Here is a 22934-nt window from a genome sequence, read left to right as displayed (position 1 = left end):
CTCGAATGAAACTCCCTGTAGAGATTTATGAGAGTAAACGACATAGCAATATCGTCGTCAGACGCTGAGGCGACTCGTTTTCTAAAGCGAGGTATCGACAGATGACCGACCACAACGAGTGCCGACTGCCGACCTGTACGAGACTTGCCCGCGATCGAGCAGGGTACGTCAGACGGTTCTGTTCGGACAGCTGTGAGGTCCGATACGGCCACCTGCAGGCGGACGCTCGAGACGCGGTTCAGGAGGCTGTACCCTGATGCTCGAGCAGATCGACCACCGTGGCAAGCGCTTCACGATCGATGACGACGATGTCGTCGACGATGGGAGAATCGACCGCTGTCGTCGAGCAGACGCCCTCGAACAGCAGGCCCAGAGAAAGCGCCGTGAACTCGAGCGTGCGAAAGCGGTCGCTGGTCCAGCCGGTGCGAATCCCGACGTCGAGGTGCTCGACCGATGACGCCAGACGAGCCCGATCCACAGGACGTCCCTGAGTTCGACCACGCTCTCGGTGTCGACGATCCGGTTCCCGACTCGGAGTACGGTGATCAGGTGTATCACCCAGAACGTGGCGCCGTGGATAGCGGGCAGATTCCCGTCGACGATCTGCATGAGGCACTCCTCGAGGTCGAACAGACTCTAAGAAAGATAGACGAACAACTTCCCGAGCCACTGACGCTCAACAGGTCACTCACTGAACTACGCACTACTGCAGACGCGTATGCTCGGCTCGATCCTGAGCACCGCAACGGTGGAGACTAAGTTATTGTACGTAGCGCAGCCGCTCGTTGGAGGTAGATCCCTGTCTCTCCCTCGGGGGTCTGTGTCCTCTTCTGCAGTTCTGCGGAAGAGTGACTGACTTTAACCAACAATTCCGAGAGTGATCCCAAACCGTTGGTTAATACTCCCATTGCCTGGGCCCTGCTTCACTACCCCACCTGCTACCGACGTATGGGTCTGTCGGCGCCAGGAGGCCCGAGGCGCGTTTGAGAGCGTTCCCAGCATGATTTCCCATGACAGGCCCAAATGCATTCAATGATACGGCTGACGATCACAAACGGCTTGAAGCAGATTTAGTCGCACAGGACCGGGATGCGGCCCGCGTCACAACGGCGGATGTTGACGAAACATCTGCCAGACACCTCGTTGGCGATCTTCTCGAGGACGATGTGGTCATCCCGGTCGCCGAACAACGAGTTCTCGTTCACGAACCAAGTGGCGAGGCGTTCGACTCAATCACGCAGTTGGCCGTCTTCCATCGTGGCTGGACGGCTGCCCGCGACGCCGACGAGGAGGAGTGATGCAGCAGACACTCGTCGGCTGTGCCTTCTGCGACGCCCCGCCCGGCACCGAGGCCGGTGAAGCCCATACCTGGGGGAAAGAAGAGCGAATCACCCACCCGATCTGTGTCGACTGTGCCATCCAGACGCGGCCGGATCCCGACGAACGCGATCATCACACCTGCGACGGCTGCGGACTCGTCGTCGACGCACTCGCAGCGCTCACGCGGTTCCGGGTGGAACTCGGTCACCTCGAAGGACCCCTCCAGATCTGTGCCCGCTGTAGCCCCGGTGGGCCAGCCACATACTGGACGCGCGACCTCGAGGAACACCTTGTCGCGACGCCGGCGGAGTGAGCTCAAACATTCGTTACCGTTTCATTGGCTCACAGCACTGGTGGAAACAGTTTCGAGAACTTACCATCACCCGCCTCACTCACAACCTCGACCGATCACTCTAACTGGTAGATACAGGGTACTAACTTTGCACTGTGTAACGTGCGAGGACTCTTTTACAGCTCCGTGGTAGACACGCACATGGTTGCAACAACCCAAATTTTCTCGGTCTTCATCATCTTCGCACTCTCTCTACTTGTCATTCGGATTGGCTCAATCGCGCTTCGGATGACCGGACTGTCGCCCGAGATCTCCACATTTCAGGCCGCATCGGCGTTCTCTGGGGCCGGGTTTACGACTGAAGAGGCCGAATTTGCGGTTTCCGAGCCCAGCAGACGATCCACGGTCTTATGGTTAATTCGCATCGGGAGTATCGGTGTCGTGGGTGCACTCGCGTCACTTCTCCTGTCGTTCATCAACTCTGGTGGCGAAAATTCGCTTACGCTCCTCTACGTTCTTGGTGGCGTGCTTCTAATTATTGCATCCGCGAAGAGTCAGTTGCTGAATGAAGCTGTTACACCACTCATTGAACGGGCTCTCGAACAGACGACAGACCTGGCGATCCAAGACTATACCCGGATGCTCGGACTCCAACGTGAGTATCGGGTCGCTGAAGTAGACGTGAACCAGGACGACTGGCTTTCGAACAATAGCGCGGACGCGATGAACCTCGCTGAAGAGGGTGTGCTCTTGCTCGGCATTCGGCGAAATGGCGACTACATCGGTGCCCCAGGATCAGATACGGAGATACATCCTGGCGACACTGTCGTCCTGTACGGAAAGGAAGGTCGGTTGCAGGAACTCTCTGACCGTGTCGAAGGCGATGTGGATGCTCACGAAGACGCGATTGAAGAACACAAAGATGTGCTTGACGAACAGGCCGAGCTTATCGATCAATGAGCACACCTACTTGACGGCTGTTCCAGCGATGAGAGTGGCGAACTAATAGGGTTTCAACAATACCTCGAACCAATATATTCAACACGAGAACATCCCTTCAGATGGATATGGACTGCCCGATGTACAGCGGGCCTGTTACTCTCGAAATCGGTCCAGAAAACCCGATATCGACATCTCTCACCGATGCCCTCCTGGCAGCTGGTGAAGCCGATCGCATCGGGATTACACGAGATTGTTGGGACTGCGGGTGGCACGAGGAACGCCAGCTACGTGTCGAGTCGATCGAGACGACGAAAGGAGACGAGCCACTCGATCTCGACGCGCCCGACAACATCGACGTCTACGACGGCGACGCGACGACGGTAGACACCACAGACGACGATCGGTGATTGGGCACCCTACGCTGTCGACGACGGGGGAGACCTGATTTCGACGGTTGAGAAACGGTTAACGGGCGGCGTGAGAAAGTCGGATACGTGACTGACGATCTCGCGTATCCCTCTGTCGAACTTATCCTCGATCTCCACCAACAGATCGTGGCAGAAGGCGATACCACGGAGTCAGGCGTTCGGTCAGAGGACGCGATTGCCTCCGCATTGCAGTATATCTCGGAGGGGTTCTTCGGAGAGGTGCCCAAGACGATCCATCACAAAGCAGTCCATCTGATGCGGTTACTCGTGGCGGAGCATCCGTTCGTCGACGGGAACAAGCGAACAGCACTCCGAACGGTGGTCGTCTTCTATATGCTGAATGGGTACACGTTCGACTACGGTGATGAAATTCGCGCCCTCTTGCACCGCTTCGCAACCGACGAAGCCGCGGTCGACACAGATACTGCGGCCATCTACTTCCGGGCGTGCGCTCGTCGCAACTGATAAAGGGACACACTGAGTATGTTCAACAGAACGATGGCGTCCAGCACCGATTCCTCGACGGCGGTCGACGACGAGGTCCGCCAGCTGTATGAGCGGTATCAGGCGGCCGAGAGCGACGCCGAACGCCGCGCGATCGCCCTCGAGATGGGGACGCTCGACGGACGCCGCCACGCGGAGATTTACGCAGCACTCGAGAACGAGTAAGAACTCCTCCTTTCAGTTCCCGTGTACGGAATCGTTCGTGACTGACTACTGGTCATTCGATGCCCTGGATTTGCCACCAGCTGAGTTTATTCGCCCTCGAGATCGCGAGCGTCGAGTTCACCGGTAAGATACTGCTCCCCCTCACGGGTGATGTCGTAGACGCCGTTTCCGAGGTGGATGACGAGGCCGTACTTAACGAGCGTCTTGCAGCGGGCGTTGATGTGTTGTCGTGAGAACCGGACGCGGTCGCTGTCAGCCATTTCCTTGGGGTATCAGGGCCGGCTTCAGAGAGATGCTCCAGAATCCGATCATCAGCGCGAGACATCCAGTCGGCGTCAAAGCGCATAATCATCCGTGGTTGCGCCGACACTATTCCACACGCGCTAAGTCAATTGTAGAAGCTTCAAGCAACTGTGGTTGACTCCCAATCCTTTAAACGCCAGCCATCCTAAGCGCCGAGTGTTAAGATGAATTACTCATCAAGGACTGGGCCTGGAGCCTCGCCTGACCTCGTCGTCGACATCATCGAGACGCTCGAAGCGTGTGGGTTGGACCGGGACGAGTATCAACTGTACGATGCTGTCGACGTCGAGGCGCTCGAGCAGATCCTACACTCGTCGAGTAGGGACGTAGAAGTACAGTTCACCGTAGAAGGAATTCGCCTTGTGGTGACGCCAGACAGCGTCGACGTCCTGATCGACGACGAAGCCAATTCTACGGATCAGTAGCGGAATCACGTTTGTCGACCGGGACCAGCGCTGAAAGCCCGCGGCCGCTCGGCATCCCACGACAACCGCTGCGCTCCTCGTGCCTGCGGTGCTAGCGGGGTCGGGGGACAACCGAGACGGCCTCGCCCTTTCTAAGTCCACCAGGACGTCGGCTGGATGGGTCACCGAGCGTCGACTTCAGTTGGACGGGTGGTTCGTAACGGCACGCCCCGCTCGCCGCGTTCCGCCCTCCGCGTCGCTCGCGACCGACCATTCCGGGCGTGCGGGCGCTCCCCACACCACGAGCGCCCGTTCCGGGCTAAAATGCATGTGCCCTCGACGCCAGCGGGTATCCCCGTCGGTTGCGCCCCTCGCGGGCTTTCGCGTTCCAGGGCTTGGTGCCGCTGCGCGCGGCGAGCCACCCCGCGGGCTCGCCATGCTCCCGACAATCGCCCTGGACACGATCCTGCGCATCGGGCCGGACACGAGCGGGCATATCCCGCTGGACGCTCGCTCCGGGCGGATCGGCGCGCGGTTCTGGATGGGTGGCCTCCTCGGGCGCGCTCTCGCTCGCGCCCAGGGGCGCTCGCGAAGGCGCGAGCGAGAGCGCGCGATGGATGAGTTGGTCGTTGTGGACAGCCACGGCTGGAGAGTCGTGGTGTCGGAAGAAGACGCCGAGTGAGCGCCTTCAGGATTAACTGCAATGTCGAGTAAGAACGTCTCCAGTGAAGTAGTTTCGGTCGATGAACAGGCATTCGAGAAACACGATGAAGCGGCGGTCGATGAGGATGGCTTCGAGGTCGTCGATGAGACCCCGGAGTTCCAGGCGACGGTCGATATGGAAGTGCAGGCGAAAGTCGATTCAAACCATCCGGACGCGCGCGTCGAGGAAGGACCGGATCACATGTTCGGGAAGACCCTCAAACAAGAAGAGCGCATCAAGGCGCGGGAAGCTGAGCTGGAGCGCATCAGTGCCCAAGCCGAACTCGGGACGCAGGAGGGTCGGGAGGCGCGGACGCGAGATATCGCGGCGAAACGAAGTGCGAAGCGGCGGACGGAGTTCCAGAAGCGGAGAGCGAGCGTGGATCCGATGGCGGACCCGGAGCGTCAAGATCCCCGTGCAGAGCTCGAGCAGGAGCAGTTGGCGGCTGTGAACGAACAGTCGATGCGGTTGGCCGAGAAGCTGGATGGGTGGTCGCGGGCGGCGATCAGTCGGCGGCTGGCCGAGGCGGTCGTCACGGGGAAAGACATGATGAGTGCGGTCGTCGGCGTGTTCGAGGAGCTACAGACGGCGCCGGGCCAGGTGATCCCGATAGGGACGGTCGAGGACGTGAACCGAAAGGAGGTGAGCATCGAAGGAACGATTACACAACTGTGGGAGCCGTCGAGTCCAGCCATTGCCCAAGTGGGACTCATCGAGGATGAGAGCGGACGCACGAAATTCACGAGTTGGAAAGCGTCGGACGCACCGTGGATGGAAGAAGGAGAACGTGTGCGGATTCACGGGGCGGCGCGGAACTGGTATCAGGGGCGCGTCTCAGTGGCCCTGACCGGGTGGAGCACCGTGCTGTTCCCCGAGCGCGGTCAGTGGTGGGAGTAGTCGGCTAACGCGGCTCTCTTTTTTGCTAATGCCCGTTCACCCGCTTCCCGCCGCCCCACCCAACCTCCACGTTCCGGGCGGTCACAGAGCCGCCGGGCTTTCGCCACAGCATCGCACTGCGCCGGCTCCGTACCGCTAGGTGTTTATCTGCCCCTAACGGGTGAGGGGCGCTCTAAGAGGTGCGATTCATTGTAATGTCCCTCGTGAGAATCATGGCAACCAAAGAGATCTACGAGACGACGTTCGACGAAGATGTCCAGACTGACTCAAGTGCAAAGCAGTGCCCCGAATGTGACGGTCGGGTCACCACCAATGCGGTCGAAACCGTCTGTGAGGACTGTGGCCTCGTCGTCGACGAGCACCAGATCGACCACGGGCCCGAATGGCGAGCATTCGACGAGGACGAGCGCGAACGGACAGGTGCGCCGCTCACGGCAGCGCGGCACGACCGGGGCCTATCGACCGAGATCGGCCGTGGGACCGATGCGAACGGGAACACGCTCTCCGGGCGGAAGCGTCGTCGGGTCGCCCGGATGCGCCGGGAGCAGACTCGTGGGCGGTTTCAGTCGAAAGCCGAGCGCAACCTCGCACACGGTCTGGGTGAGGTCCGCCGGATCGTGAGCGCGCTCGAGCTGGCCGAGACGATTCGTGACCAGGCGTGCCAGCTCTTTCGGAGCGCCCAGAACGAGGGTCTCCTGCCGGGCCGGTCGATCGAAGCGATGGCCGCGGCAAGCGTCTACGGCGCCTGTCGGTGCAACGGGCTCTCGCGAACCCTCGACGACGTCACCGACCCGGCACGCGTCGAGCAGTCGCGCGTGACGAACGCGTACAAGACGCTGAACACGGAACTCGGCCTCCCGGCCCAGCCCGTGACGCCCAGTGCGTTCGTCCCGCGGTTGGCCTCGGAACTCGATGTTCCCGATCAGATTCGGCAACGGGCACGTGAACTCGCAGACCACGCGGAGGAGGCTGGCGTCACCACCGGCGTACAACCATCGGGGTTCGCCGGGGCGTGTTTCTACAAAGCTGGCCAAGAACACGGGCTGGTGCTCACCCAGTCGACAATCGCCGACGTCGCGAACACGTCGCCGGTGACGCTGCGGACCCACTGGAACACACTCAACGAGCTACTCGAACAAACAGATCAAAGCAGTACTCCGCCTGCAGCCAGTGGTAACAACCCGCTACCTACACGAATAGGCGTTCAATCGACTGACTGAGAAGGGATGCATCGACGCCGATGAGCCGCGCTGCGCGGTCGTATACCACATCAGTCGTCGCGTCCCGAAAGGTCGTGATATCGTCGTCATTCAGATGCGTGTGGACGGCCTCCGTTATCTCGTCATACTCGGTGACGTACCAGAGGAGTGCGTGCAGATCAGCGAGGTCTTTCAGGCGCTTGTGGCTCTTATCTCGCTGGGGGAGAGCACGGACCTTCATCGCCGCGAGCAGCTCCGGTGCTGCAATAAGAACCTCCGCAGGCGCGTCCCACGAAACGTAGTCGTCGAGCGCCTCAGCACGTCCGGCCGTAAATGCGGGTTCGAGCAGTGGTTCTGCGGGTGGGCGGAATCCGAAAGCCTCGTGAAACGCATCAAGTGCGGTGGTGTCGGGGATAATGTCGATATCGACGCGAAAGATGTTATGCGGCGGGTGGTCTGTCGCCTCATCGTCACTCAGTCGCTCCCCGGTGTCCCGATGGAACTGCTGATAGAAGCCGAACCGACCCCGGGTATAGCCGAGTTCCTCCTCGATCTCCTGGAGCGTCATCGCGACCGATGTCGTGGGCATCTCCTCGGTCGTCCAGTCCGTCTCGATATGGATGCCGAGGTCGATGTCACGTGACCCGATGTAGGGCCGGTCATACGCGGCCCGAAAGCCCTCGGTGACGTGCAGGTGAACGGCCCAGCCCCCGAGTAAGCATACTGGTGGGCTCGCAGCCGCCATGATATCCTGTAGTTCCCGCTCGGAGAGCGTGGTCACCGCGTCGACGTACTGACTTCGGTCGCCGCTACTCATTGTGATACATCTCGATCAGGCGATGAGCAGCCTCGACTGCAGGGCCATCCTCGTCGAGGAGGTCGACGATCAATTGTGGAATCGATACCGTCCGGACGCCGTCGATAGTCTGGGCGTTGTAGAAGACGTGCTCGTCGGTTACCCGGAACTCCGTGTTCCCGCCACCGATGAGTCCTCGCTCTTCGATGAACTCAAGCCAGTGTTCGATGTCGTCGGGATCTACGTACAGGGCCGTCTCGGAAACGAAGAGAAATCCCTGGTGGATGTTCTCGGCCTCGTACGTCGTGAGGGCGTACTCACACTCGGTTTCTTGAATTCGGTCGCGTGGCTGCTGGAGCGACACGCTGAGTTCGTTCGGGTGAATCCGTGTCTCGCGCCAGTGCTCGTAGAGGCCCGTGGGATCGACAACCCTCGTATCGTCGACGAGACCAGCCGCTTCGAGCTGATCGATATAGTCGTAGCCCCACGACTGGGAGACGTCTGCGCGCTTGGCTACTTCGTAAGTACTCAAATCGTCCGTCGGGTGATTGAGGAGAACTCGATGCAGTCGCTCCTTCTTGAATCCGCGTTCGCGAGCGGGCGGTTCGAGGAGCATACTACCTAGGTAGCTCGCCATGCTTATATACCTAACCGGAATCCGGCAGCACTTATAAGCTCTGGCGTTACCGGAACATCCGGTAATTCTTGGTGCTTATATACACAACCGGAATGATGATGTGCAGCGAATATTTACATGCGAAACCGAAGCAACGCAGTTCACGACCACAGATGACCAGACAGAATGCTGATCACGAAGAGCTCCGGCCGCTTGGCGAAGCGACGCATATTCCCGACGACAAACTTTCCGGCAGTACCGACAGGGAGCCCCGACGTCAACGAACAGGCGAAGCCCACACAGGCTATCCAGACGACACGACAGCAACGACGGCCGAGTGTACTTCCTGTGGGACGTCGATTCCCGCTGGCCAGACGAAGTGCCGGTTCTGTCTCACGAATCATCTCGATGCACCCACCGATGACCAGGACACCCCTGATTCGGAGTGTGATATCCTCCATGTCATCCACGCGCTCGTCGAGTCGCGGACGTTCTACGGCGCCGTGGCAAAGGGCTCTGCTGCGGCCTCTCTCCTCGCAAAATCGGGTTCTAACCCCGCGGCCGACGACTGCCAGCTCATCTACGACCTCGACGAGGAGCCTGCAACGCAACTTGCCGGCCGATGGCCCTCACTCCCCTCGGCGGCGCGAATCACGTCCGAGAGCGGTGCACAGTTGCTCACGGCGGCGCGTGAGCGGACGACGTGGACAGACACGACGCAGTCGCGTCACGACGGCGAGCACGCGACGTTCCTCTACGACGAAACCGGGAGTGGGATTCACGACGAGGAACGTCTTGAGACCCTTCTCGAGGACGCAGATGACGACATCTGGCTGGTGCCGGCGATTGCACTTCAGCGATCCGTCACCGACGCCAGTACCGGGAACCCGCGACACGAGAGCCCGAATAGAGAGTCCCTCGAGTGTCGGGAGTGTACTCGAGAGACCGAGCATCGATTTCTCAAGTGTGAAGATGTGCCTGACGACGAGTGGGCTAGGCAGCCGATGTGGGAGTGCCAGGTATGCGGAACGCCTCGATACGGTCCACACTCTGCCGAGAAGACTTAATCGGGCTAGTGATGCCAGATACGTCCAGGTCTGCCCGTTCAGATGGACTCTCGATAGCAAACGGTGAAATCAGTTCATAGAAGCCCAGCGACGATGAGGAGTGCTATCGAAACAACACTCGCAGTCAGAAACCACGGTCGCGCCTCCGTCGCTGCAGTTGCCGCCGATTGTTCCGGTGGAAGACCGGTTAGCTGACGGAAGCCACCGTAGAGCACTATTGGAAGGACGAGCCACAGGCCGACCATCGTCAGGACGAGATGCCCCCGCCCGGTCGATTGGAGGGATTCGGCGGTGTAGAGCGTTCCTGCAAGATGCCCACCAGTGAACAGCAGTAGCAGCACCGAAACGATCGTGAGATACGAGAATCGACGGCCGATAAGAGCCAACGCCTCCCCTCCGAGCAAGTCTCTACGAGCTGCAGGGAGCACAGTGCCTGCAACCAAGAGTGTACCACCGGTCCACAATGCAGCAAAAATAGTGTGGATAGTCATAACAACGTCAAGCATCGTCGCCATTACTGACCCTCCATACTCAGGCACGATCCTTGTCCAGTAGCCGCGTTGTCATCAACAGATTCGCCAGCTTCGAGGATCATGAGTTCGGTTCGTTCTTTCGGCCAGTAACGGTATCTAGTCATCATTCACCCAAATCTGTGACAGCAGTAGATAAACAACGATGGAAGTGTCCCAGAATGTGGGATTGGAGACCGAGCGGCGGAGATCAGACCAGTATTTGGCATCGACTCTACCCAACTACGTATCGGACGTTCTGCTAGTCCAAGGATCTGGGAACACCCGATACCCCTATACACCCATAGTCGTAAGACAGAGCTAACTGACAGCGTACTCGTCTCGGAGTCGAGACGACCTGGAGAATGCGATATTCGAATGACTGAGGAATTCATCGACCCAAACCGGCTCTCGCTCATCCCATCACGGTCGAACGCGACTCAGACAGCCACCAATATGGTGCAGGATCCCTCGACGGATGACGACGATCCGCCCGTTTCAGCAGTCCTTCAATCGCTCGAAGACAGTAAATGCAGAGCGATACTCACGACATTGACCGAGCCGAAATCCGCAACCACACTCTGCAACGAATGCGAGTTGCCGAGTTCGACAGTGTATCGCAAACTTGAGCGACTCCGTGAGGCCGCTCTCGTCAAAGAGTACACTGAAGTCCGCCGTGACGGACCGAACGCCACGTTGTACGAACGGGATTTCGCGGATATCTCGATCAGCATCGACGACGACGAATTCACCGTCTCCGTCGAACGACCAGACGAGGATGCCGAGGACCGTATGGCGACGTTCTGGTCCGAGATGAAGAAAGAATCATGACGGACAGTATTATCATCCTGCTCGGCATCGTCAAAATCGCTGCATTAGTCCTCGGGGGTATCGTCTCCCTGTTAGCGTATCGAGCCTATCAACGAACGCAGATCGAGGGACTCCAGTACTTCGCAGTGGGTCTCATGGTCATCACCATCGGGACGTTTCTGGTCGGGATCCTCCACCACATCTTCGGCATTCCGAGCGTCCAGGGAATGCTCTTTGAGAGCCTCATCGCTTGTGGCGGTTTCCTCGTCATGATATACGGACTCTACGGTCAGTAGCCGCGGCTACTCGATCGGTTGGAACCACTCAGAGACTATTCCATCCAGCCCACCCACGCCGTCTGTTTCATTCAGAGTGGCCTGTTCAGTTGTCTAGTTACGAAATCGTTTCCAGAGAGTAACCGAACTTCGCGGTTGTCCCACGTTGTGGGAGACCTCCATCGTTCCATATGAGGCACACACGGAGAGTGTGACAATGAACGAGTCGAATACACCAGTCCGTCAGCCAACCTCAACGCCACAGCCCACGCGAATACGAAGCGGTGTCGGTGACCAATGAAACGGAATTTGCCGTCTCGATACGCGGACGCGCTCGTCTCGCGGAGCAAACTCATCATCGTCCTGTTGCTCGTCCTCACGGCGATCGTCGGCGCTGGCGCGGTGGTCGGCACCAGTGAAGACGGCAGTATCGGACGGGCGGGCATCGACTCCGAGGAACAGGCAGCGCTTGAGGAGATCGAATCGACGTACGGAACGGACGATGCGGTGGTCACACAGATCGTCGTCAGAGACAAGGGTGGAGACGTGCTCACCCGCGAGTCGTTACTGCAGAGCCTCCGACTCCAGCAGGAGATGCGTGAGAACGAAGCCATCAATACGACGCTCCGAGCGGAGTCGGGGCTCCGCGGTCTCGAGAACATCGTGGCGACTGCGGCCTACTTCGAAGCCCGAACGGCTGGGAACGGGACAAACGACACAACCTCCGCCGGTCGGAACGGGCAGCCACCAGCGCCGACACTCGACCAACAGATCGAGGCGCTCGAATCACGCTCAGACGAGGAGGTTGATGCACTACTCACTCGACTACTCAATTCGGATTCGACCGCCCCTGACCGTGACCCGACCACATTCCTGCCGTCGGACTACGAACCCGGCGCAACGAGCGCCGACGCGAGACTGACACTCGTCTTCCAATCCGACAACAGTGGCGGCGCTAGCGAAACGCCCCAGGAGGCGTACGATGCGCAAGTGGCTATCGCCTCCCTGGTCGACGAGCGCTTCGACGATGCCGACGCGTTCGTCTTCGGACAGGGCATCATCGACGAGGCGTCCTCGCAGGCCATCGGCGACAGCTTCCTCATCATCACCCCCGTCGCTCTCGTCCTCCTGCTCGTCGTCCTCGGTATCGCCTACCGCGACGTGGTCGACGTGCTCGTCAGCCTGTTCGGGATCGGCGCGGTGATGGTGTGGCTCCAGGGTATCCAGGGCTGGCTCGGAATCCCGTCCAGTTCGATACTCATCGCCGTCCCGTTCCTGCTCATTGGACTGAGTATCGACTACTCGCTCCACGTCGTTATGCGCTATCGCGAGGCGCGAACGGGGGATCACGGCACCGATACTGATTCCGATAGCCGACGGAATCCGACCACTGCAATGCGGGCGGGGATCGCCGGTGTTGTCGTTGCGCTGGCCGCCGCTGCGTTCACGACCGGGATTGGCTTCTTATCGAACTACGTCAGCCCGCTCGGGTCAATTCAGGACTTCGCGCTCCTGAGCGCGACCGGTATCATCGCGATGTTCGTTGTCTTCGCGGCACTCGTCCCGGCCGTCAAACTCGAAGTCGAACAACTCCTCGCTCGACTCGGCCGTGACCGCCAGCAGACAGCGTTTGGAGTCGGCTCAGGGCCAATTCGACGTGTGCTCTCGGGTACTGCGACTCTCTCACGACGCGCACCGATCGCCGTTCTCGTCGTCTCACTGTTGTTGGCTTCGGCAGGTGCCTACGGTGCGACTGGCCTCGATACGGAGTTCAACCAGGCGGACTTCCTGCCGGAGGATGCCCCAGGGTGGATGGAGTCGCTTCCGGAACCGTTCGCCCCAGCCGAGTACGACGTCCGAGAGAATCTCGAGTATCTGAGCGACAACTTCCGTCAACGCGGACAGGGATCGGAGGCCCAGATACTGATACGCGGGAACGTGACCGCGCCGGCAGTGCTCACTGCAACCGACAATACGTCCTCGTATACGAGTCGAGATGGAACGATCGCCATGCAGTCGGACGGCACGGCCGCGGTCGAGAGTCCGGCGTCTGTTCTCCGTTCGGTCGCGGCCGAGAATCAGACCGTCGCCAGCGCAATCGATGCGCGCGACTCGGATAGTGATGGCCTCCCGGACGAGGATGTCGCGTCTGTCTACGACCTCGTGTACGACGCCGCCCCGACCGGTCGTCGACAGTCCTCTATCGTACCGAGAACGGGTCGTATGCGACAGCCAGGTTGCTCGTCGGTGTGCAGACCGACGCGGCAGCCCAATCGATCGCCAGCGACGTGCGACAAGTCGCGGCGGGTATCGAATCGAATGCACCGGTAACAGCCGTTGCAACAGGTGGGCCGGTCATCACCGCTGTCGTCCAGAGCGCCCTGTTCGAGACGCTCGTCGAGGGATTCGCCGTGACGCTGGGGGTCATCCTGACGTTCCTTATTGGCCTGTACTGGTGGCGGTACCGCGCACCAGGGCTCGCGGTCGTGGTGCTCGTCCCCGTCCTCCTCGCGCTCGCGTGGTTGCTCGGCACAATGGCACTGCTCAACATCCCGTTCAACAGCGAGACAGTCGTCATCACGAGTTTGGCCATCGGGCTCGGCGTCGACTACAGCATCCACCTCGGTGAGCGATTCGTCGACGAGCGTGAGCGCCGAACGTCGCTCAACGAATCGCTGGTAGCTGCAGTCACTGGGACTGGCGGTGCGCTGCTGGGGAGTGCAGCGACGACGGCAGCGGGCTTTGGCGTCCTCGCACTCGCACTCTCCCCGCCGCTCCACCGTTTCGGCCTCGTGACTGGGTTGAGTATCATCTTCGCGTTCGTGAGCTGTGTCACCGTGTTACCGTCGCTCCTCGTGGTTCGAGAACGATTCCTTCGCTGGAAATAGTCACAATAGAGCCAGAACGGTACCGTTGCTTCTTTCGCTCTGTATCAGCCTGGAGTCGTCCTAGTGTCTCCAGACCGTAAATCGGTTCAGGTACAGCCGGGTTATCTCTGGTCACCCAAGCTACGACGGCCTGCGCACGTACAATAAGTTGTTCTATGCCGCAAATCGGCGGAGGCGTACACATGGACCCACGAAATACACCCGGCTACCAGATGCACCGCGCTCTCAGCAATCTCAGCAGTATCGACGCAGCGATGACGCTCCTGGAGCAGGTGAGTCTCCTTACTCGACCAGCTGCCACGGAAGAGGCCAACATCCAGATAGAGTCCTGACTATACAAACCGTCGAGCGGCGCTTCTTCCAGATTCACCGTAGAGGGAGAGTTTGTAATCCCCTGAAGGGTGAGGGGCAGGAAAACGCCCCCGAGTACAACCGATGGCAACACTCCAAGCAGCGACGACGTCGACCGGCGCGATCGTATCGGACGCACAAGCAGTCCGTCAGCTCTGTGAGAGCTATTGCTTCGAGACCCTCAACTGGGAGGTAGACGAGGAAGGCGAACTCATCATCTGGGGCTACGACGATTTCGAGGTATACGAAGCGCGTGAAAACGGTCTCCCCGACTACGAGGGTGGGATCGTGACCCACGAGTTCCTCCGGCAGCTCGCCGAGTACATCGATGGCGATGAGGAACTCGATATCCAGACGGCCGGGTACACGAAGTGTCGCTTCCCGGTCCTCGCCACACGATACGTCGTTCGCGACGGCGAAGTCCTACACGCCGATCTCAGCGGACTCGACCCGATCGACGAGTGACTGGTGACCAACCCCTTGGCGGGTGCAGAGGAGTCGTTTATCGGGGGCTGTAGGACTGAGCCCCTCGTGGGGCTCCGTGATTCCATGTCCGAACAACCACCCGACGACCCGTTCGAGGACTGTGAGCTAGGCCCCGAGACGATTCTCGGCACGCAGACGTTCGAAGACGTTCTGTTCACCGAGGAGACGGAAACCCCGGTGAACATTTTGACCGGCGAGACGCCCGAGCATTCGAAGACGAATGTCGACGAAGCCAGAGCCTTCGCCGCCGGAATCGACAGCGACACCCCGCAGATCGCGCTGCAAGCGTCGATCGAAGCACAGGTCGAAACCGCCAGCAAACCGTACACCGCAGCGGCGTTCTTCCACTTCAAAGCGACTGGGACACTCAAACGGCATCGCGCCTACCATGCCGCCTACGAGTCAGAGACGTTTGCGGTCGATTTCCAGGCCGACTACGAATCCGGTGACCTGACGATCACCGTCGAGGAGGTCACTGGGTCGGAAAGAGACGAAGCCTAGTAAACGCATATTCCGGCAGTGTTTATTGTGCGCCGGCGATGGGTGCCGGCGCACCAAGCAGTGACGCGGAGTGCAGTCGCGTGCGTCGGCAGATTAAGGTGAAAACCGATGCACATGGTCATTTACACCCTGGTAGAAGCATCGACCCGAGACGAAGCACTCGCCACCGGAAAGACGGTGTTCGATCGACTCGTCGGCGCCGTGCCACACGCCGGCGCTGTCTTCGACTACTACGTCACATTTGACGACGACGAGACGACAGTCGCTGGTACGGCGCGCTGGGGTGACCTGCCAGTTGCAGCCGCTGTGGAATCCGAGGAGGGTACAGAGCTGCTCGAACGCGGATGGGACGCCACGAAGGAGGAGTTCCAGCGGAATCTCGACCGCGTGAAGGAGGCGCTCGACGAACGCAGCGACGAGGAAATCATGCGCGACGAGGACCTCGCCCGACACGCTTTCCATCAAGTCGGCGCGTACGACGGGCCATCGGTTTGCCTGTACGATGAACATGGCAGCGGCATTCGGCATCGCGGCCAGCTCAATCGGATTCTCGACGAGAGCGAGGACCTCTGGATTGTGCCAGCGGACGTTCACTACTAGAGTAGCCACGATGCCACCCATCCCGAACTGGACGCGAGAGAGCCGGACACCGAGACTGGCGTATCGGAATACGGAAACCGGAGCCAGAGCAGTCCTGCATCGAGCGCTCGATTCGTACCGCCATACATGGCGGGCGGTAATTCTCGTCGATGGGTATCCCGTGTGGTCGCGGGGCTTCGAGACGAAGGATGTGACCGCGTTTCGGGACGTACTCCGAGACAGGCCAGTGCCCGACCTCACCTGTCCCGAGTGTCCGAACGACGACGTCCTCGTCGGCCAGAAAACTGCTGATGGTGCGAAGGTACAGCGATGGTTCGACTGTCCTGACTGTGGCTACGAAGGGCGGTCGAAAATCGTCTACGGCGCCGAGCGCTGACCGGTGAGCGCGCTAGTACTGGTGTCTATTCTGGGCCGGAGAGAGTGACCCGGTCCAACCGGGCGTGATTCGACAATGAGTCTTGACGTCATCGACCGACATAGCGAGGCGTTGTTCGAGTTCCTCTGGTGTCCGGTCTGCGGGCACGAGGTATTCAGCCACATTCCCTTCGAGGGAGTATTCTGCAAGCACTGCAATACGCAGGTCGAACTACAGGAATCGCGTGAGAAGCGAGGCCATGAGGAGGCTGTGCTCGCCTGCTTCGACACGGACACGGCCTGGAACCTTCACGTCGACGCAAAGCTACGTCGTGACCTCCCCGATGGCTCGGCACGGGTGAAAATCCTCGGGGCGCCGGGTGCCTTCGACGTCGATTGGTGGAGTCCGGAACCTGGCGACGATTGGGAGCCGGTTGAGCGAGACGAGTTCGACGACGTCGACGAGCCTGCAGACGTCTCCCACCTCGCGTAGGGAAACCGATTGTCACTATCGTGGCGCTGTCGAACCTCCTTTAGAGTCGGTTTTATTGTCTCTGTGGTAGGAGGTTCACTCTATGTACCCGACGCCCTACCGCTGGACGACTGACGATGGGCTCACACACGTCTTCTACAATAATCATATGCCCCCGAGTACCGGATTCGGATGGTCGAGTCTCTGTGATGACGTGCGCTTACCGATCGAGGGAGAGCACTTCGAACTAGATGAAGACGTGACAGCAGAGGACATTACGTGTCGACACTGTCGGGATCGACTCGATCGGCCATACGTGGATCTCAACGACGATTCTATCGCTGGCGTGAACGGCTGTCTGGTTCGAGTTGAACGGGATGAGGGAGGAGAGATCACGTGGGCTGAGCGCGTTTGCAGCGATGCACTCCATCATTCTTTATCGTTCGAACCGGACTCATTCACCGGGAATCTAGAGGATCAGGTCGAAGCAGTCTGTAGCGAGTGCTGGGAGACATACGTTAAAAGGCAGTGGGACAGTGACGTTGAGGGCGCAGAGTTGCGCGTCGAAGTATGGGGTGACGATGGTCGCTCGAAGTGCTTCGCGGCGAGTGCCCAGGCGATTCGTGGTGGGCCTGAAGGGGTATTACGGCTATTGAGTGAGAACGGGCTTGAGAAAGACGTCCGTCGTGAGGCAATCGAGTCTATTTCGCTTACGCCAGCTCAAAGGGTCGATTACTAGGGCCTGCTGCCCCCTTGGCGGCTGATAATGCATCGAGTTTCGACGATAATCCAGCCCGGGGACAGTTCGACGACATCCTCGTAGTAAGTGAGTCCTGGTAGCTGTTTGTCGCCCCCTGAGGGGTGCGGGGGTGATCGAACAAGCCTCCCGCGAACTGACCTATGAGTGGAATCAGCGACCCACACTCGCACGTACAGTCACGGGCCTCGGGTGACGGCGACGTCGTCTACGTCGGTTACCGTCGTCGAGGCCGCGCCATCGTCGAGAAACAATCGGACCAGGAACAGCTCACGCCAGAGCGGAGTCTCGAACTGGCGAACCACAGTCCCTCGGGCTTCGAATGGGGATACGGTGGAAGTGGTCCAGCGCAGCTCGCACTCGCGCTCCTACTGGACTACACGGATGATGAAGAGGTCGCACTGGCGCATTACACCGAGTTCAAAAACGAGGTCGTGAGCCAACTGGACTGTGATAGTTCCGACGAGTGCTGGCGACTCTCCGGGAGCGACATCGAAGCCACTCTCCTCGCCAGTACCGACGAGGAAGTTGTGGCTATTGCCTAAGGTCGATCATTTGACCTAATCAATGGATTGATACTCAACTCACGAAATCCTCAAAGCTCTCTGGAACTTCATCGTCCTCCTGTTCCTCATATTCGAATGAATTCGATTCCAGAACCCCGAGGAAGACAGGCCCCTCCTCGGTGACCGTAATCATGTGATCGGCATCGTTGATTATGATGCGACCTCCGCCTCGGAGCCGGTACACATACTCGGCCACTGATTCAATTTTTGGAGTTGTGATGAATTTGCGTCCATCTTCCGTATCTCGGAATGGCCGTCCCTCGGCGTTGACACTAATAGTTTGGCCACGTCGGGGGCCCTCATATGGATCGCCTCGCTCAAGGTCAGAGACATCGGGGATTTCAGGGGGCTGATATGGCGAGACGTCAGGTTCGAATTCAGGGCTTGGCCCAACGAGTTCACCCTTAATCACTTCCTCGCCGGTTTCCCATTTGTAGTACTCGTGAGTGCCGCCGATTTCAGCTTCCCAGTCAACTTCTTCAAAGATTCGTTCATCTACTGTATCCCGAGCATAGAGAACATGGAGCGTCGAGGGCATATCGGGATCATTACCCGTCCGAAGGATACGCCCGAGTGTCTGGATTCGCTCCCGAACGTTGCCTGACGAGACGCGGATGATTCCAACATCTGCTGAGGGGACGTCAACCCCCTCTTTCAGTGCTTGCACGCTCAACATGACGTTCGCGAATCCGTCGTCTCGGAACCACTCAATGGCCCAGTCGTTCCATTCGTCATTCTGATGGCCGGAATGGTACATCACAGGCGCGTAACTTCCCTTGAAGAAGAGATCCTCAAGATCTCGGTTTACCTCATCAAGTTCGTTTTCGTACTGTCGGTAGAGGTCTGCGCGTCCACTTTCCTTAGAACCGTACTTCCCAGTTTGAGTTTCTTCATCCCGGTGATCGTACGGAGCGACCATCTGTTCAAGCTGCTTGATGCGCTCCTGGAAGACAATCGACTTCTTGTCCTGCTCAATGGCGGATTCGAGGAGGCGATGCGTGATCGCCTGCCGAGAGACGGCCTCGGCGATCAACTCACGGCGGCGCTGCGTGTACTCGAAGAAGTCCGAGATTGCAGGCGTAGGCGTGTCAGAGGTCTGCAGGATTGTCTGGAGTTTTTGCGGATAACTTCCATGGAGTTCCCCTAAACGGTGGCTATACCGGGCTTCGATGTCCTGAACGGCTGAGGAAACCTTCTTCGAGAACTGTTCGTAGGTGTGTTGTTCGGCTGGAGTCAGTTCGAACCCGACGTAATTAATGGTGAACTCGGAGACAAGCCCTCGTTCGACACCCTCCTCGTAGTTCAGGTGATAGAACAGCGCTCCCAGATTGTCAAGTAGTAGTTCGTCGTCTTCTGTGAGCTCGTCCTCTTCAGGGTTAATTGTCGAGAGAGGGGTTGCAGACAGTCCCATCGTCGCCGAGTTCGGATACTTGAGCACCTGAGAATGTACGTCGCCGGTGTAGCGATGGCACTCGTCGGCGACAAGGAGGTGTTCGTCGGTATTAGCTTCCCTGAGTGATGTCCTAAGATAGTCGTCTTTGACGGCGGAGTTAACGATACTGACGATGATCCGACATTCACCGTGAGAGTCCTTATGCCCGTTACCTGCCCACCCAATGTCTGAGGGCGGAACATTCAGCTTCTCAATAAATTCTCGAAGCCACTGATGCATCAGTACCTTCGTCGGAACAACGATGGTAACTGCCCCATCAGGATGCTTCTCGAGCCATTCATTGATGGCACCGAGTGCCATAACAGTCTTCCCCGCTCCGGTAACTACCTGTGCGATTCCACTTTCAGCCGTAGAATCGTCATCATTGAACCACTGGTCGATAGCCTCTTGCTGCCAGTCAAACAGCGAAAAATCAGCTGGCGGCGTATAGGGATCGCGAGTTTCATCTACAAGGCTTTGGAGGTCGCGTCTAGATATACCCGGACTCGCTGTTGCACGAATTTCGCGGGCTTCTTGCTCAGTATCAGCTGCCAGAATGTCTTCGAGTGTGTCCGGATACAGACCCCCAAGTTCTTGCCCATCAATCCCAGGGAATTTCTCCTTAATATCGTCTCTCAAGTCTTCACGGGGGTCCTCGTCCTTATGATATTCCTCCGAAAGATGTATCTGGGGGTTAGCAACATCGCTCTTCCGAGAGGTCTCCCGGATGTAATCCTCGAGGAATCGGTTATAGAGCCGCCGATGACGTCCCCACCCACCGGACTCTCGATACATGTAGTACTTCATCAAGGCTTTCTTGATCGTATCTCGGGGAACGTCAACAGTCGGTCCACGATGGTGGAGCCACCGTTCAAGCTTGAAGAAAACATTGGCACGCCCTCGCCATCGACCCTCGAACGTACTCGAACGAGGACCGGGAACGTATCCATCCTCAGTTTGACGGAGGGCTTCGAGTTGAGTGAGTAATTCCGGGTAGCCCCGAATACCGGCGTCATTGTATTCGTAATCGAACTGTTCGGTCAATTGCTCGCGAATCTCTGTACTCGAAAGCGGAGCCTCAGCGTGAGTCACGACATAGTGTGTTTGTCGCAGTCCCTCGATTCCCTCCGGGAAGTTCCCTGCAAGAACCCAACTCTGTTTGATCCCACGCCAGAGAAATTCTGAATATTCGATTTCGTCGTCGTCAAATTCCTTGGCAAACTCCCACACAGTGATCGTTCCGTCCTTCTCACGCACGACGCCAAGCTGGATGAAGGTCGAGAGAGCCCGTTCGATGTAACTTGAAGAGTAGCGGCTTCCATCGGGTTTCCGACACTCCTCGCGGCAGAGATCCTCAAACTGGTCGCGTGTTAGCTCTCCGTCGTGTCGTCTGGCTATCTCTACGAGTGTTGGCACCCATTCGGGGCCTCGTTCAATGCCGAATACCGGGGTGGTAAAGCGTCGTCCCATTAGCGAATTTGGTTATGGCTGATCATTTCGAAGGGGTGTTAATCCAGCTCCATCGCAGTGTCAGTAAAGTACGTCTTGTCTTTGACGACAGCCTTCGGCACGAGACCGCTATCATACTGGCTGAGATGGCCGAAGTATACGGGGAGCAGACCGTCGGGCGCAGACTCGCTTTCCATCCGTTTCAGACGCCGAGTGACGAGTCGTTGCTCTGCATTTGAGGCAGTCTGTTGCCACTCTCCGTAGGCGTTTCCAATCCGATCCCGTTCGCTTGCCGGGACGTCTTCACGGTTGATGTTCCCCCACACGTGGCCATGCTCGTTGAGGTAGATCAGCCCGCCCGCTGGTCGGAATCGCTTGTAGGTCTCAGCTAATTCCGGATGGTCAAACGCTGACTCGAAGTAGTAGTCCTGCCAGCTCCATCGGAGGACGTCGTCAGAGCACACTGCCCACGTCTCGCCGTGTTTAAACGGCAAACCCGTCCAGACGCTTACCTCACCGATACCGCTAGGAGGCGTTGGATCATTCGAGAAGGCCTGGAAGTCAAACGTCCCGTCGATCTTTCCGACGTAGACCGGGATGTGGCCACGGCTGACAGGTGCTTCACTGACCTTCCGGTACTTGTCGGCGGGGACTTTTGTGAGAACCTCGCCCGAGGCCGTCAACCGGAAGCTCCCCCGACCATCGGCTTTCTCGAGGTTCTGCAGAGCGTCTTTGAGTCCGCGTGGCACTCCCGTCATTGCCTGGATGTCGCCCATATGGCTCCACTGCGCGACATCGCCGTGCTTTCGCGAGGAGACGATGCTGTACTCCGAGCCGCGATACGCTGATGGCCACGGGTTCCCAGGCATGACTGTTACCTGCCGGCCACCGTCCATGGGGACTTCGGTGGACTCACGTTCGAGAGCCGCTTGTGTACTTTGCGTACTCATTAGCGTCCCTCCTCGGTATCATCGAGCTGGTGGTCCTCTTCCGAGAGGTCGCTCTCCTCGTACGACCCCATGTGAGCGGCCCAAGCTTCGAGAGATGCTTCTTCCTGCTCATTAAGCGGATCCGTGAGTCGGGTCGGCTCTTCGACCTCTATCGGACGGTCGTTTGGCTCGAGATGGCCGACGTAGACCGGTAGCTTATCGACGTTTCCACGGTCACGGCGGAGCTGGAGAATCCGCTTCACCGGACGGGGGAGATCCCGGAACTGTTCTCGTACGTCCGGCGGTGACTTTGCCGTAGGAAGTTGTGTGAGCACATCCCCTACCGGCGTTATCTGAAACGACCCGCCTTCCGGACGGAGTTGCTTTAGCTCATTGACAATCCCGCGGGGGAGGGTGTCGGCGAACGAGTGCCGAAGCTTGGTCTCACCATTTTGCCACCAAAACCGGTCGCCGCTGAACGAGTATTTGGCACCATCGTAGATGCTCGTCCACAGATCGCCGGGGTCCAGGCCATTCGGGCTGATCGGCACGGAGCGCTCCGGTTTCTCTGGGGGGACGAGTTCTCCGTCGAGATCCAGCTCTCCGATGTAGACGGTTTCGTAGTCGTTCGAACGACCATCCGTCTCGATCTCGAGTTGAGCAATGACGGTGCCAGCTTCCGTGACTCTCACGGCACCCCCATTGCGCTTGACCCTGAGGAGATTCTCGACGAAGTCGGTCGGAGTGGGATCAAGTTTCAGCCGATCAGTGCCGTTATAGACCTGCCACCACACCTCTCCGTCTTGATTCGCACTCAGTCCATAGCCCCGGTAGTGGAAGGGCCACTCGTCTCCAGGAGAGAGACTACTTGTCATCGATTCGTTCGTGAGATTCTCGTTTCCTGACATTAGTGTTGGGG

Annotated in this window: 28 protein-coding genes and 3 pseudogenes; 24 read left to right on the top strand and 7 right to left on the bottom strand. The window is 58.7% G+C overall.

All coding sequences use genetic code 11. From position 1 onward, the window contains the following. The first annotated feature begins 101 nt into the window (after window positions 1-101). The 9 genes from CP556_RS26175 to CP556_RS26170 all read left to right on the top strand — a co-directional run bounded on the left by CP556_RS26175 (window position 102) and on the right by CP556_RS26170 (window position 3651). Window positions 102-257 (top strand): hypothetical protein, encoded by a 156-nt coding sequence (locus CP556_RS26175; RefSeq protein WP_176548279.1) that lies wholly within the window; start codon window positions 102-104, stop codon window positions 255-257. Further along, complete coding sequence (locus CP556_RS20985) at window positions 257-457, top strand: hypothetical protein (RefSeq protein WP_098727630.1); 201 nt, start codon at window positions 257-259, stop codon at window positions 455-457. Before CP556_RS26175 ends, CP556_RS20985 begins: the two co-directional genes overlap by 1 nt. Continuing rightward, the gene (locus tag CP556_RS20980; protein ID WP_098727629.1) at window positions 454-759 is read left to right on the top strand and encodes a hypothetical protein; all 306 of its coding nucleotides are present in this window, start codon (window positions 454-456) and stop codon (window positions 757-759) included. The genes CP556_RS20985 and CP556_RS20980 overlap by 4 nt, the downstream gene beginning before the upstream one ends. A 251-nt stretch (window positions 760-1010) precedes the next feature. Then, window positions 1011-1298 carry a DUF8069 family protein gene (locus tag CP556_RS20975; RefSeq protein ID WP_098727628.1) on the top strand — a complete coding sequence of 96 codons (288 nt, stop codon included), beginning with the start codon at window positions 1011-1013 and terminating at the stop codon, window positions 1296-1298. After that, a complete protein-coding gene (locus CP556_RS20970) occupies window positions 1298-1633 on the top strand; it encodes a DUF7558 family protein (protein ID WP_098727627.1) in 336 nt (111 codons plus the stop codon). Before CP556_RS20975 ends, CP556_RS20970 begins: the two co-directional genes overlap by 1 nt. Window positions 1634-1813: 180 nt before the next feature. Continuing rightward, window positions 1814-2572, top strand: a complete 759-nt coding sequence (locus CP556_RS20965; RefSeq protein WP_098727626.1) for a TrkA C-terminal domain-containing protein — start codon at window positions 1814-1816, stop codon at window positions 2570-2572. A 107-nt stretch (window positions 2573-2679) separates the two neighbouring features. Further along, window positions 2680-2961 carry a DUF8105 family protein gene (locus CP556_RS20960; protein WP_394340751.1) on the top strand — a complete coding sequence of 94 codons (282 nt, stop codon included), beginning with the start codon at window positions 2680-2682 and terminating at the stop codon, window positions 2959-2961. Window positions 2962-3048: 87 nt separating this feature from the next. Next, window positions 3049-3447, top strand: a complete 399-nt coding sequence (locus tag CP556_RS20955) for a type II toxin-antitoxin system death-on-curing family toxin (RefSeq protein ID WP_098727625.1) — start codon at window positions 3049-3051, stop codon at window positions 3445-3447. Between the two features lie 18 nt (window positions 3448-3465). Further along, window positions 3466-3651 (top strand): hypothetical protein, encoded by a 186-nt coding sequence (locus tag CP556_RS26170; protein WP_098727624.1) that lies wholly within the window; start codon window positions 3466-3468, stop codon window positions 3649-3651. Window positions 3652-3737: 86 nt separating this feature from the next. Here CP556_RS26170 and CP556_RS20945 read toward each other — a convergent pair. After that, window positions 3738-3997: pseudogene (locus CP556_RS20945) on the bottom strand (MarR family transcriptional regulator). 121 nt (window positions 3998-4118) lie between these two features. On the opposite strand from CP556_RS20945, the gene CP556_RS20940 reads away from it, so the two are divergent. From CP556_RS20940 to CP556_RS20925, 4 genes and pseudogenes are all read left to right on the top strand, one after another. Continuing rightward, window positions 4119-4379 (top strand): HalOD1 output domain-containing protein, encoded by a 261-nt coding sequence (locus CP556_RS20940; protein WP_098727623.1) that lies wholly within the window; start codon window positions 4119-4121, stop codon window positions 4377-4379. Between the two features lie 307 nt (window positions 4380-4686). Further along, complete coding sequence (locus CP556_RS26165) at window positions 4687-5040, top strand: hypothetical protein (protein ID WP_176548276.1); 354 nt, start codon at window positions 4687-4689, stop codon at window positions 5038-5040. A 21-nt stretch (window positions 5041-5061) separates the two neighbouring features. Next, entirely contained in the window at window positions 5062-5958 is an 897-nt protein-coding gene (locus CP556_RS20930; protein WP_098727622.1) for a DNA-binding protein, read from the top strand. A 212-nt stretch (window positions 5959-6170) separates the two neighbouring features. Next, window positions 6171-7085, top strand: a pseudogene (locus tag CP556_RS20925) (transcription initiation factor IIB); the annotation flags it as partial. A 61-nt stretch (window positions 7086-7146) separates the two neighbouring features. Here the strand turns inward: CP556_RS20925 and CP556_RS20920 are convergent. After that, window positions 7147-7974, bottom strand: coding sequence for a nucleotidyl transferase AbiEii/AbiGii toxin family protein (locus CP556_RS20920; RefSeq protein WP_098727621.1), 828 nt, complete (start codon window positions 7972-7974; stop codon window positions 7147-7149). Continuing rightward, on the bottom strand, window positions 7967-8569 hold the full coding sequence (locus CP556_RS20915; protein WP_098727620.1) for a hypothetical protein: 603 nt from the start codon (window positions 8567-8569) through the stop codon (window positions 7967-7969). Before CP556_RS20915 ends, CP556_RS20920 begins: the two co-directional genes overlap by 8 nt. Before the next feature lie 173 nt (window positions 8570-8742). Here CP556_RS20915 and CP556_RS20910 point away from each other — a divergent pair, with 173 nt between their 5' ends. Then, on the top strand, window positions 8743-9636 hold the full coding sequence (locus CP556_RS20910; protein WP_098727619.1) for a biosurfactant protein 1: 894 nt from the start codon (window positions 8743-8745) through the stop codon (window positions 9634-9636). Window positions 9637-9710: 74 nt separating this feature from the next. Here CP556_RS20910 and CP556_RS20905 read toward each other — a convergent pair whose 3' ends face one another. Next, on the bottom strand, window positions 9711-10151 hold the full coding sequence (locus CP556_RS20905; protein WP_098727618.1) for a CopD family protein: 441 nt from the start codon (window positions 10149-10151) through the stop codon (window positions 9711-9713). A 372-nt stretch (window positions 10152-10523) separates the two neighbouring features. Between CP556_RS20905 and CP556_RS26455 the strand changes: the two genes are divergently transcribed. The 10 genes and pseudogenes from CP556_RS26455 to CP556_RS20855 all read left to right on the top strand — a co-directional run bounded on the left by CP556_RS26455 (window position 10524) and on the right by CP556_RS20855 (window position 18184). Beyond that, window positions 10524-10976, top strand: coding sequence for a winged helix-turn-helix domain-containing protein (locus CP556_RS26455; protein ID WP_098727617.1), 453 nt, complete (start codon window positions 10524-10526; stop codon window positions 10974-10976). After that, window positions 10973-11251, top strand: coding sequence for a DUF7521 family protein (locus tag CP556_RS20895; protein ID WP_098727616.1), 279 nt, complete (start codon window positions 10973-10975; stop codon window positions 11249-11251). Before CP556_RS26455 ends, CP556_RS20895 begins: the two co-directional genes overlap by 4 nt. 276 nt (window positions 11252-11527) lie before the next feature. Further along, window positions 11528-14118 (top strand): annotated as a pseudogene (locus CP556_RS20890) (efflux RND transporter permease subunit). 182 nt (window positions 14119-14300) lie between these two features. Beyond that, on the top strand, window positions 14301-14450 hold the full coding sequence (locus CP556_RS26160; protein WP_176548275.1) for a DUF8012 family protein: 150 nt from the start codon (window positions 14301-14303) through the stop codon (window positions 14448-14450). A gap of 103 nt (window positions 14451-14553) precedes the next feature. Continuing rightward, entirely contained in the window at window positions 14554-14934 is a 381-nt protein-coding gene (locus tag CP556_RS20885; protein ID WP_098727615.1) for a hypothetical protein, read from the top strand. Between the two features lie 84 nt (window positions 14935-15018). Then, window positions 15019-15456 carry a DUF8025 family protein gene (locus CP556_RS20880; protein WP_098727614.1) on the top strand — a complete coding sequence of 146 codons (438 nt, stop codon included), beginning with the start codon at window positions 15019-15021 and terminating at the stop codon, window positions 15454-15456. A 108-nt stretch (window positions 15457-15564) separates the two neighbouring features. Beyond that, window positions 15565-16056 (top strand): DUF7995 family protein, encoded by a 492-nt coding sequence (locus CP556_RS20875; RefSeq protein WP_098727613.1) that lies wholly within the window; start codon window positions 15565-15567, stop codon window positions 16054-16056. 10 nt (window positions 16057-16066) lie between these two features. Further along, window positions 16067-16432, top strand: coding sequence for a DUF7568 family protein (locus CP556_RS20870; RefSeq protein WP_098727612.1), 366 nt, complete (start codon window positions 16067-16069; stop codon window positions 16430-16432). A 75-nt stretch (window positions 16433-16507) separates the two neighbouring features. Continuing rightward, the gene (locus tag CP556_RS20865; RefSeq protein ID WP_098727611.1) at window positions 16508-16903 is read left to right on the top strand and encodes a DUF7567 family protein; all 396 of its coding nucleotides are present in this window, start codon (window positions 16508-16510) and stop codon (window positions 16901-16903) included. An 879-nt stretch (window positions 16904-17782) separates the two neighbouring features. Further along, on the top strand, window positions 17783-18184 hold the full coding sequence (locus CP556_RS20855; RefSeq protein WP_098727609.1) for a DUF6166 domain-containing protein: 402 nt from the start codon (window positions 17783-17785) through the stop codon (window positions 18182-18184). Between the two features lie 34 nt (window positions 18185-18218). Here the strand turns inward: CP556_RS20855 and CP556_RS20850 are convergent, their stop codons facing one another. From CP556_RS20850 to CP556_RS20840, 3 genes are all read right to left on the bottom strand, one after another. Then, entirely contained in the window at window positions 18219-21053 is a 2835-nt protein-coding gene (locus CP556_RS20850) for a DEAD/DEAH box helicase (RefSeq protein WP_255291540.1), read from the bottom strand. A gap of 92 nt (window positions 21054-21145) precedes the next feature. Continuing rightward, entirely contained in the window at window positions 21146-22036 is an 891-nt protein-coding gene (locus CP556_RS20845; protein WP_098727608.1) for a hypothetical protein, read from the bottom strand. Next, window positions 22036-22923, bottom strand: a complete 888-nt coding sequence (locus tag CP556_RS20840; RefSeq protein ID WP_255291539.1) for a hypothetical protein — start codon at window positions 22921-22923, stop codon at window positions 22036-22038. The genes CP556_RS20845 and CP556_RS20840 overlap by 1 nt, the downstream gene beginning before the upstream one ends. Between the last annotated feature and the right edge of the window lie 11 nt (window positions 22924-22934).

Origin of the sequence: Natrinema sp. CBA1119, assembly GCF_002572525.1 — an archaeon.
Taxonomy (GTDB): Archaea; Halobacteriota; Halobacteria; order Halobacteriales; family Natrialbaceae; genus Natrinema.
The sequence above is the reverse complement of the archived record's forward strand: the minus strand, read 5'-3'. Positions and strand labels throughout refer to the sequence as shown.

What these genes read in the sequence shown, in the direction of transcription:
- CP556_RS26175 (WP_176548279.1), top strand. Translation starts at nt 102, where the DNA reads ATGACCGACCACAACGAGTGCCGACTGCCGACCTGTACGAGACTTGCC.
- CP556_RS20985 (WP_098727630.1), top strand. Translation starts at nt 257, where the DNA reads ATGCTCGAGCAGATCGACCACCGTGGCAAGCGCTTCACGATCGATGAC.
- CP556_RS20980 (WP_098727629.1), top strand. Translation starts at nt 454, where the DNA reads ATGACGCCAGACGAGCCCGATCCACAGGACGTCCCTGAGTTCGACCAC.
- CP556_RS20975 (WP_098727628.1), top strand. Translation starts at nt 1,011, where the DNA reads ATGACAGGCCCAAATGCATTCAATGATACGGCTGACGATCACAAACGG.
- CP556_RS20970 (WP_098727627.1), top strand. Translation starts at nt 1,298, where the DNA reads ATGCAGCAGACACTCGTCGGCTGTGCCTTCTGCGACGCCCCGCCCGGC.
- CP556_RS20965 (WP_098727626.1), top strand. Translation starts at nt 1,814, where the DNA reads ATGGTTGCAACAACCCAAATTTTCTCGGTCTTCATCATCTTCGCACTC.
- CP556_RS20960 (WP_394340751.1), top strand. Translation starts at nt 2,680, where the DNA reads ATGGACTGCCCGATGTACAGCGGGCCTGTTACTCTCGAAATCGGTCCA.
- CP556_RS26170 (WP_098727624.1), top strand. Translation starts at nt 3,466, where the DNA reads ATGTTCAACAGAACGATGGCGTCCAGCACCGATTCCTCGACGGCGGTC.
- CP556_RS20940 (WP_098727623.1), top strand. Translation starts at nt 4,119, where the DNA reads ATGAATTACTCATCAAGGACTGGGCCTGGAGCCTCGCCTGACCTCGTC.
- CP556_RS26165 (WP_176548276.1), top strand. Translation starts at nt 4,687, where the DNA reads ATGTGCCCTCGACGCCAGCGGGTATCCCCGTCGGTTGCGCCCCTCGCG.
- CP556_RS20930 (WP_098727622.1), top strand. Translation starts at nt 5,062, where the DNA reads ATGTCGAGTAAGAACGTCTCCAGTGAAGTAGTTTCGGTCGATGAACAG.
- CP556_RS20920 (WP_098727621.1), bottom strand. Translation starts at nt 7,974, where the DNA reads ATGAGTAGCGGCGACCGAAGTCAGTACGTCGACGCGGTGACCACGCTC.
- CP556_RS20915 (WP_098727620.1), bottom strand. Translation starts at nt 8,569, where the DNA reads ATGCTCCTCGAACCGCCCGCTCGCGAACGCGGATTCAAGAAGGAGCGA.
- CP556_RS20910 (WP_098727619.1), top strand. Translation starts at nt 8,743, where the DNA reads ATGACCAGACAGAATGCTGATCACGAAGAGCTCCGGCCGCTTGGCGAA.
- CP556_RS20905 (WP_098727618.1), bottom strand. Translation starts at nt 10,151, where the DNA reads ATGGCGACGATGCTTGACGTTGTTATGACTATCCACACTATTTTTGCT.
- CP556_RS26455 (WP_098727617.1), top strand. Translation starts at nt 10,524, where the DNA reads ATGACTGAGGAATTCATCGACCCAAACCGGCTCTCGCTCATCCCATCA.
- CP556_RS20895 (WP_098727616.1), top strand. Translation starts at nt 10,973, where the DNA reads ATGACGGACAGTATTATCATCCTGCTCGGCATCGTCAAAATCGCTGCA.
- CP556_RS26160 (WP_176548275.1), top strand. Translation starts at nt 14,301, where the DNA reads ATGGACCCACGAAATACACCCGGCTACCAGATGCACCGCGCTCTCAGC.
- CP556_RS20885 (WP_098727615.1), top strand. Translation starts at nt 14,554, where the DNA reads ATGGCAACACTCCAAGCAGCGACGACGTCGACCGGCGCGATCGTATCG.
- CP556_RS20880 (WP_098727614.1), top strand. Translation starts at nt 15,019, where the DNA reads ATGTCCGAACAACCACCCGACGACCCGTTCGAGGACTGTGAGCTAGGC.
- CP556_RS20875 (WP_098727613.1), top strand. Translation starts at nt 15,565, where the DNA reads ATGCACATGGTCATTTACACCCTGGTAGAAGCATCGACCCGAGACGAA.
- CP556_RS20870 (WP_098727612.1), top strand. Translation starts at nt 16,067, where the DNA reads ATGCCACCCATCCCGAACTGGACGCGAGAGAGCCGGACACCGAGACTG.
- CP556_RS20865 (WP_098727611.1), top strand. Translation starts at nt 16,508, where the DNA reads ATGAGTCTTGACGTCATCGACCGACATAGCGAGGCGTTGTTCGAGTTC.
- CP556_RS20855 (WP_098727609.1), top strand. Translation starts at nt 17,783, where the DNA reads ATGAGTGGAATCAGCGACCCACACTCGCACGTACAGTCACGGGCCTCG.
- CP556_RS20845 (WP_098727608.1), bottom strand. Translation starts at nt 22,036, where the DNA reads ATGAGTACGCAAAGTACACAAGCGGCTCTCGAACGTGAGTCCACCGAA.
- CP556_RS20840 (WP_255291539.1), bottom strand. Translation starts at nt 22,923, where the DNA reads ATGTCAGGAAACGAGAATCTCACGAACGAATCGATGACAAGTAGTCTC.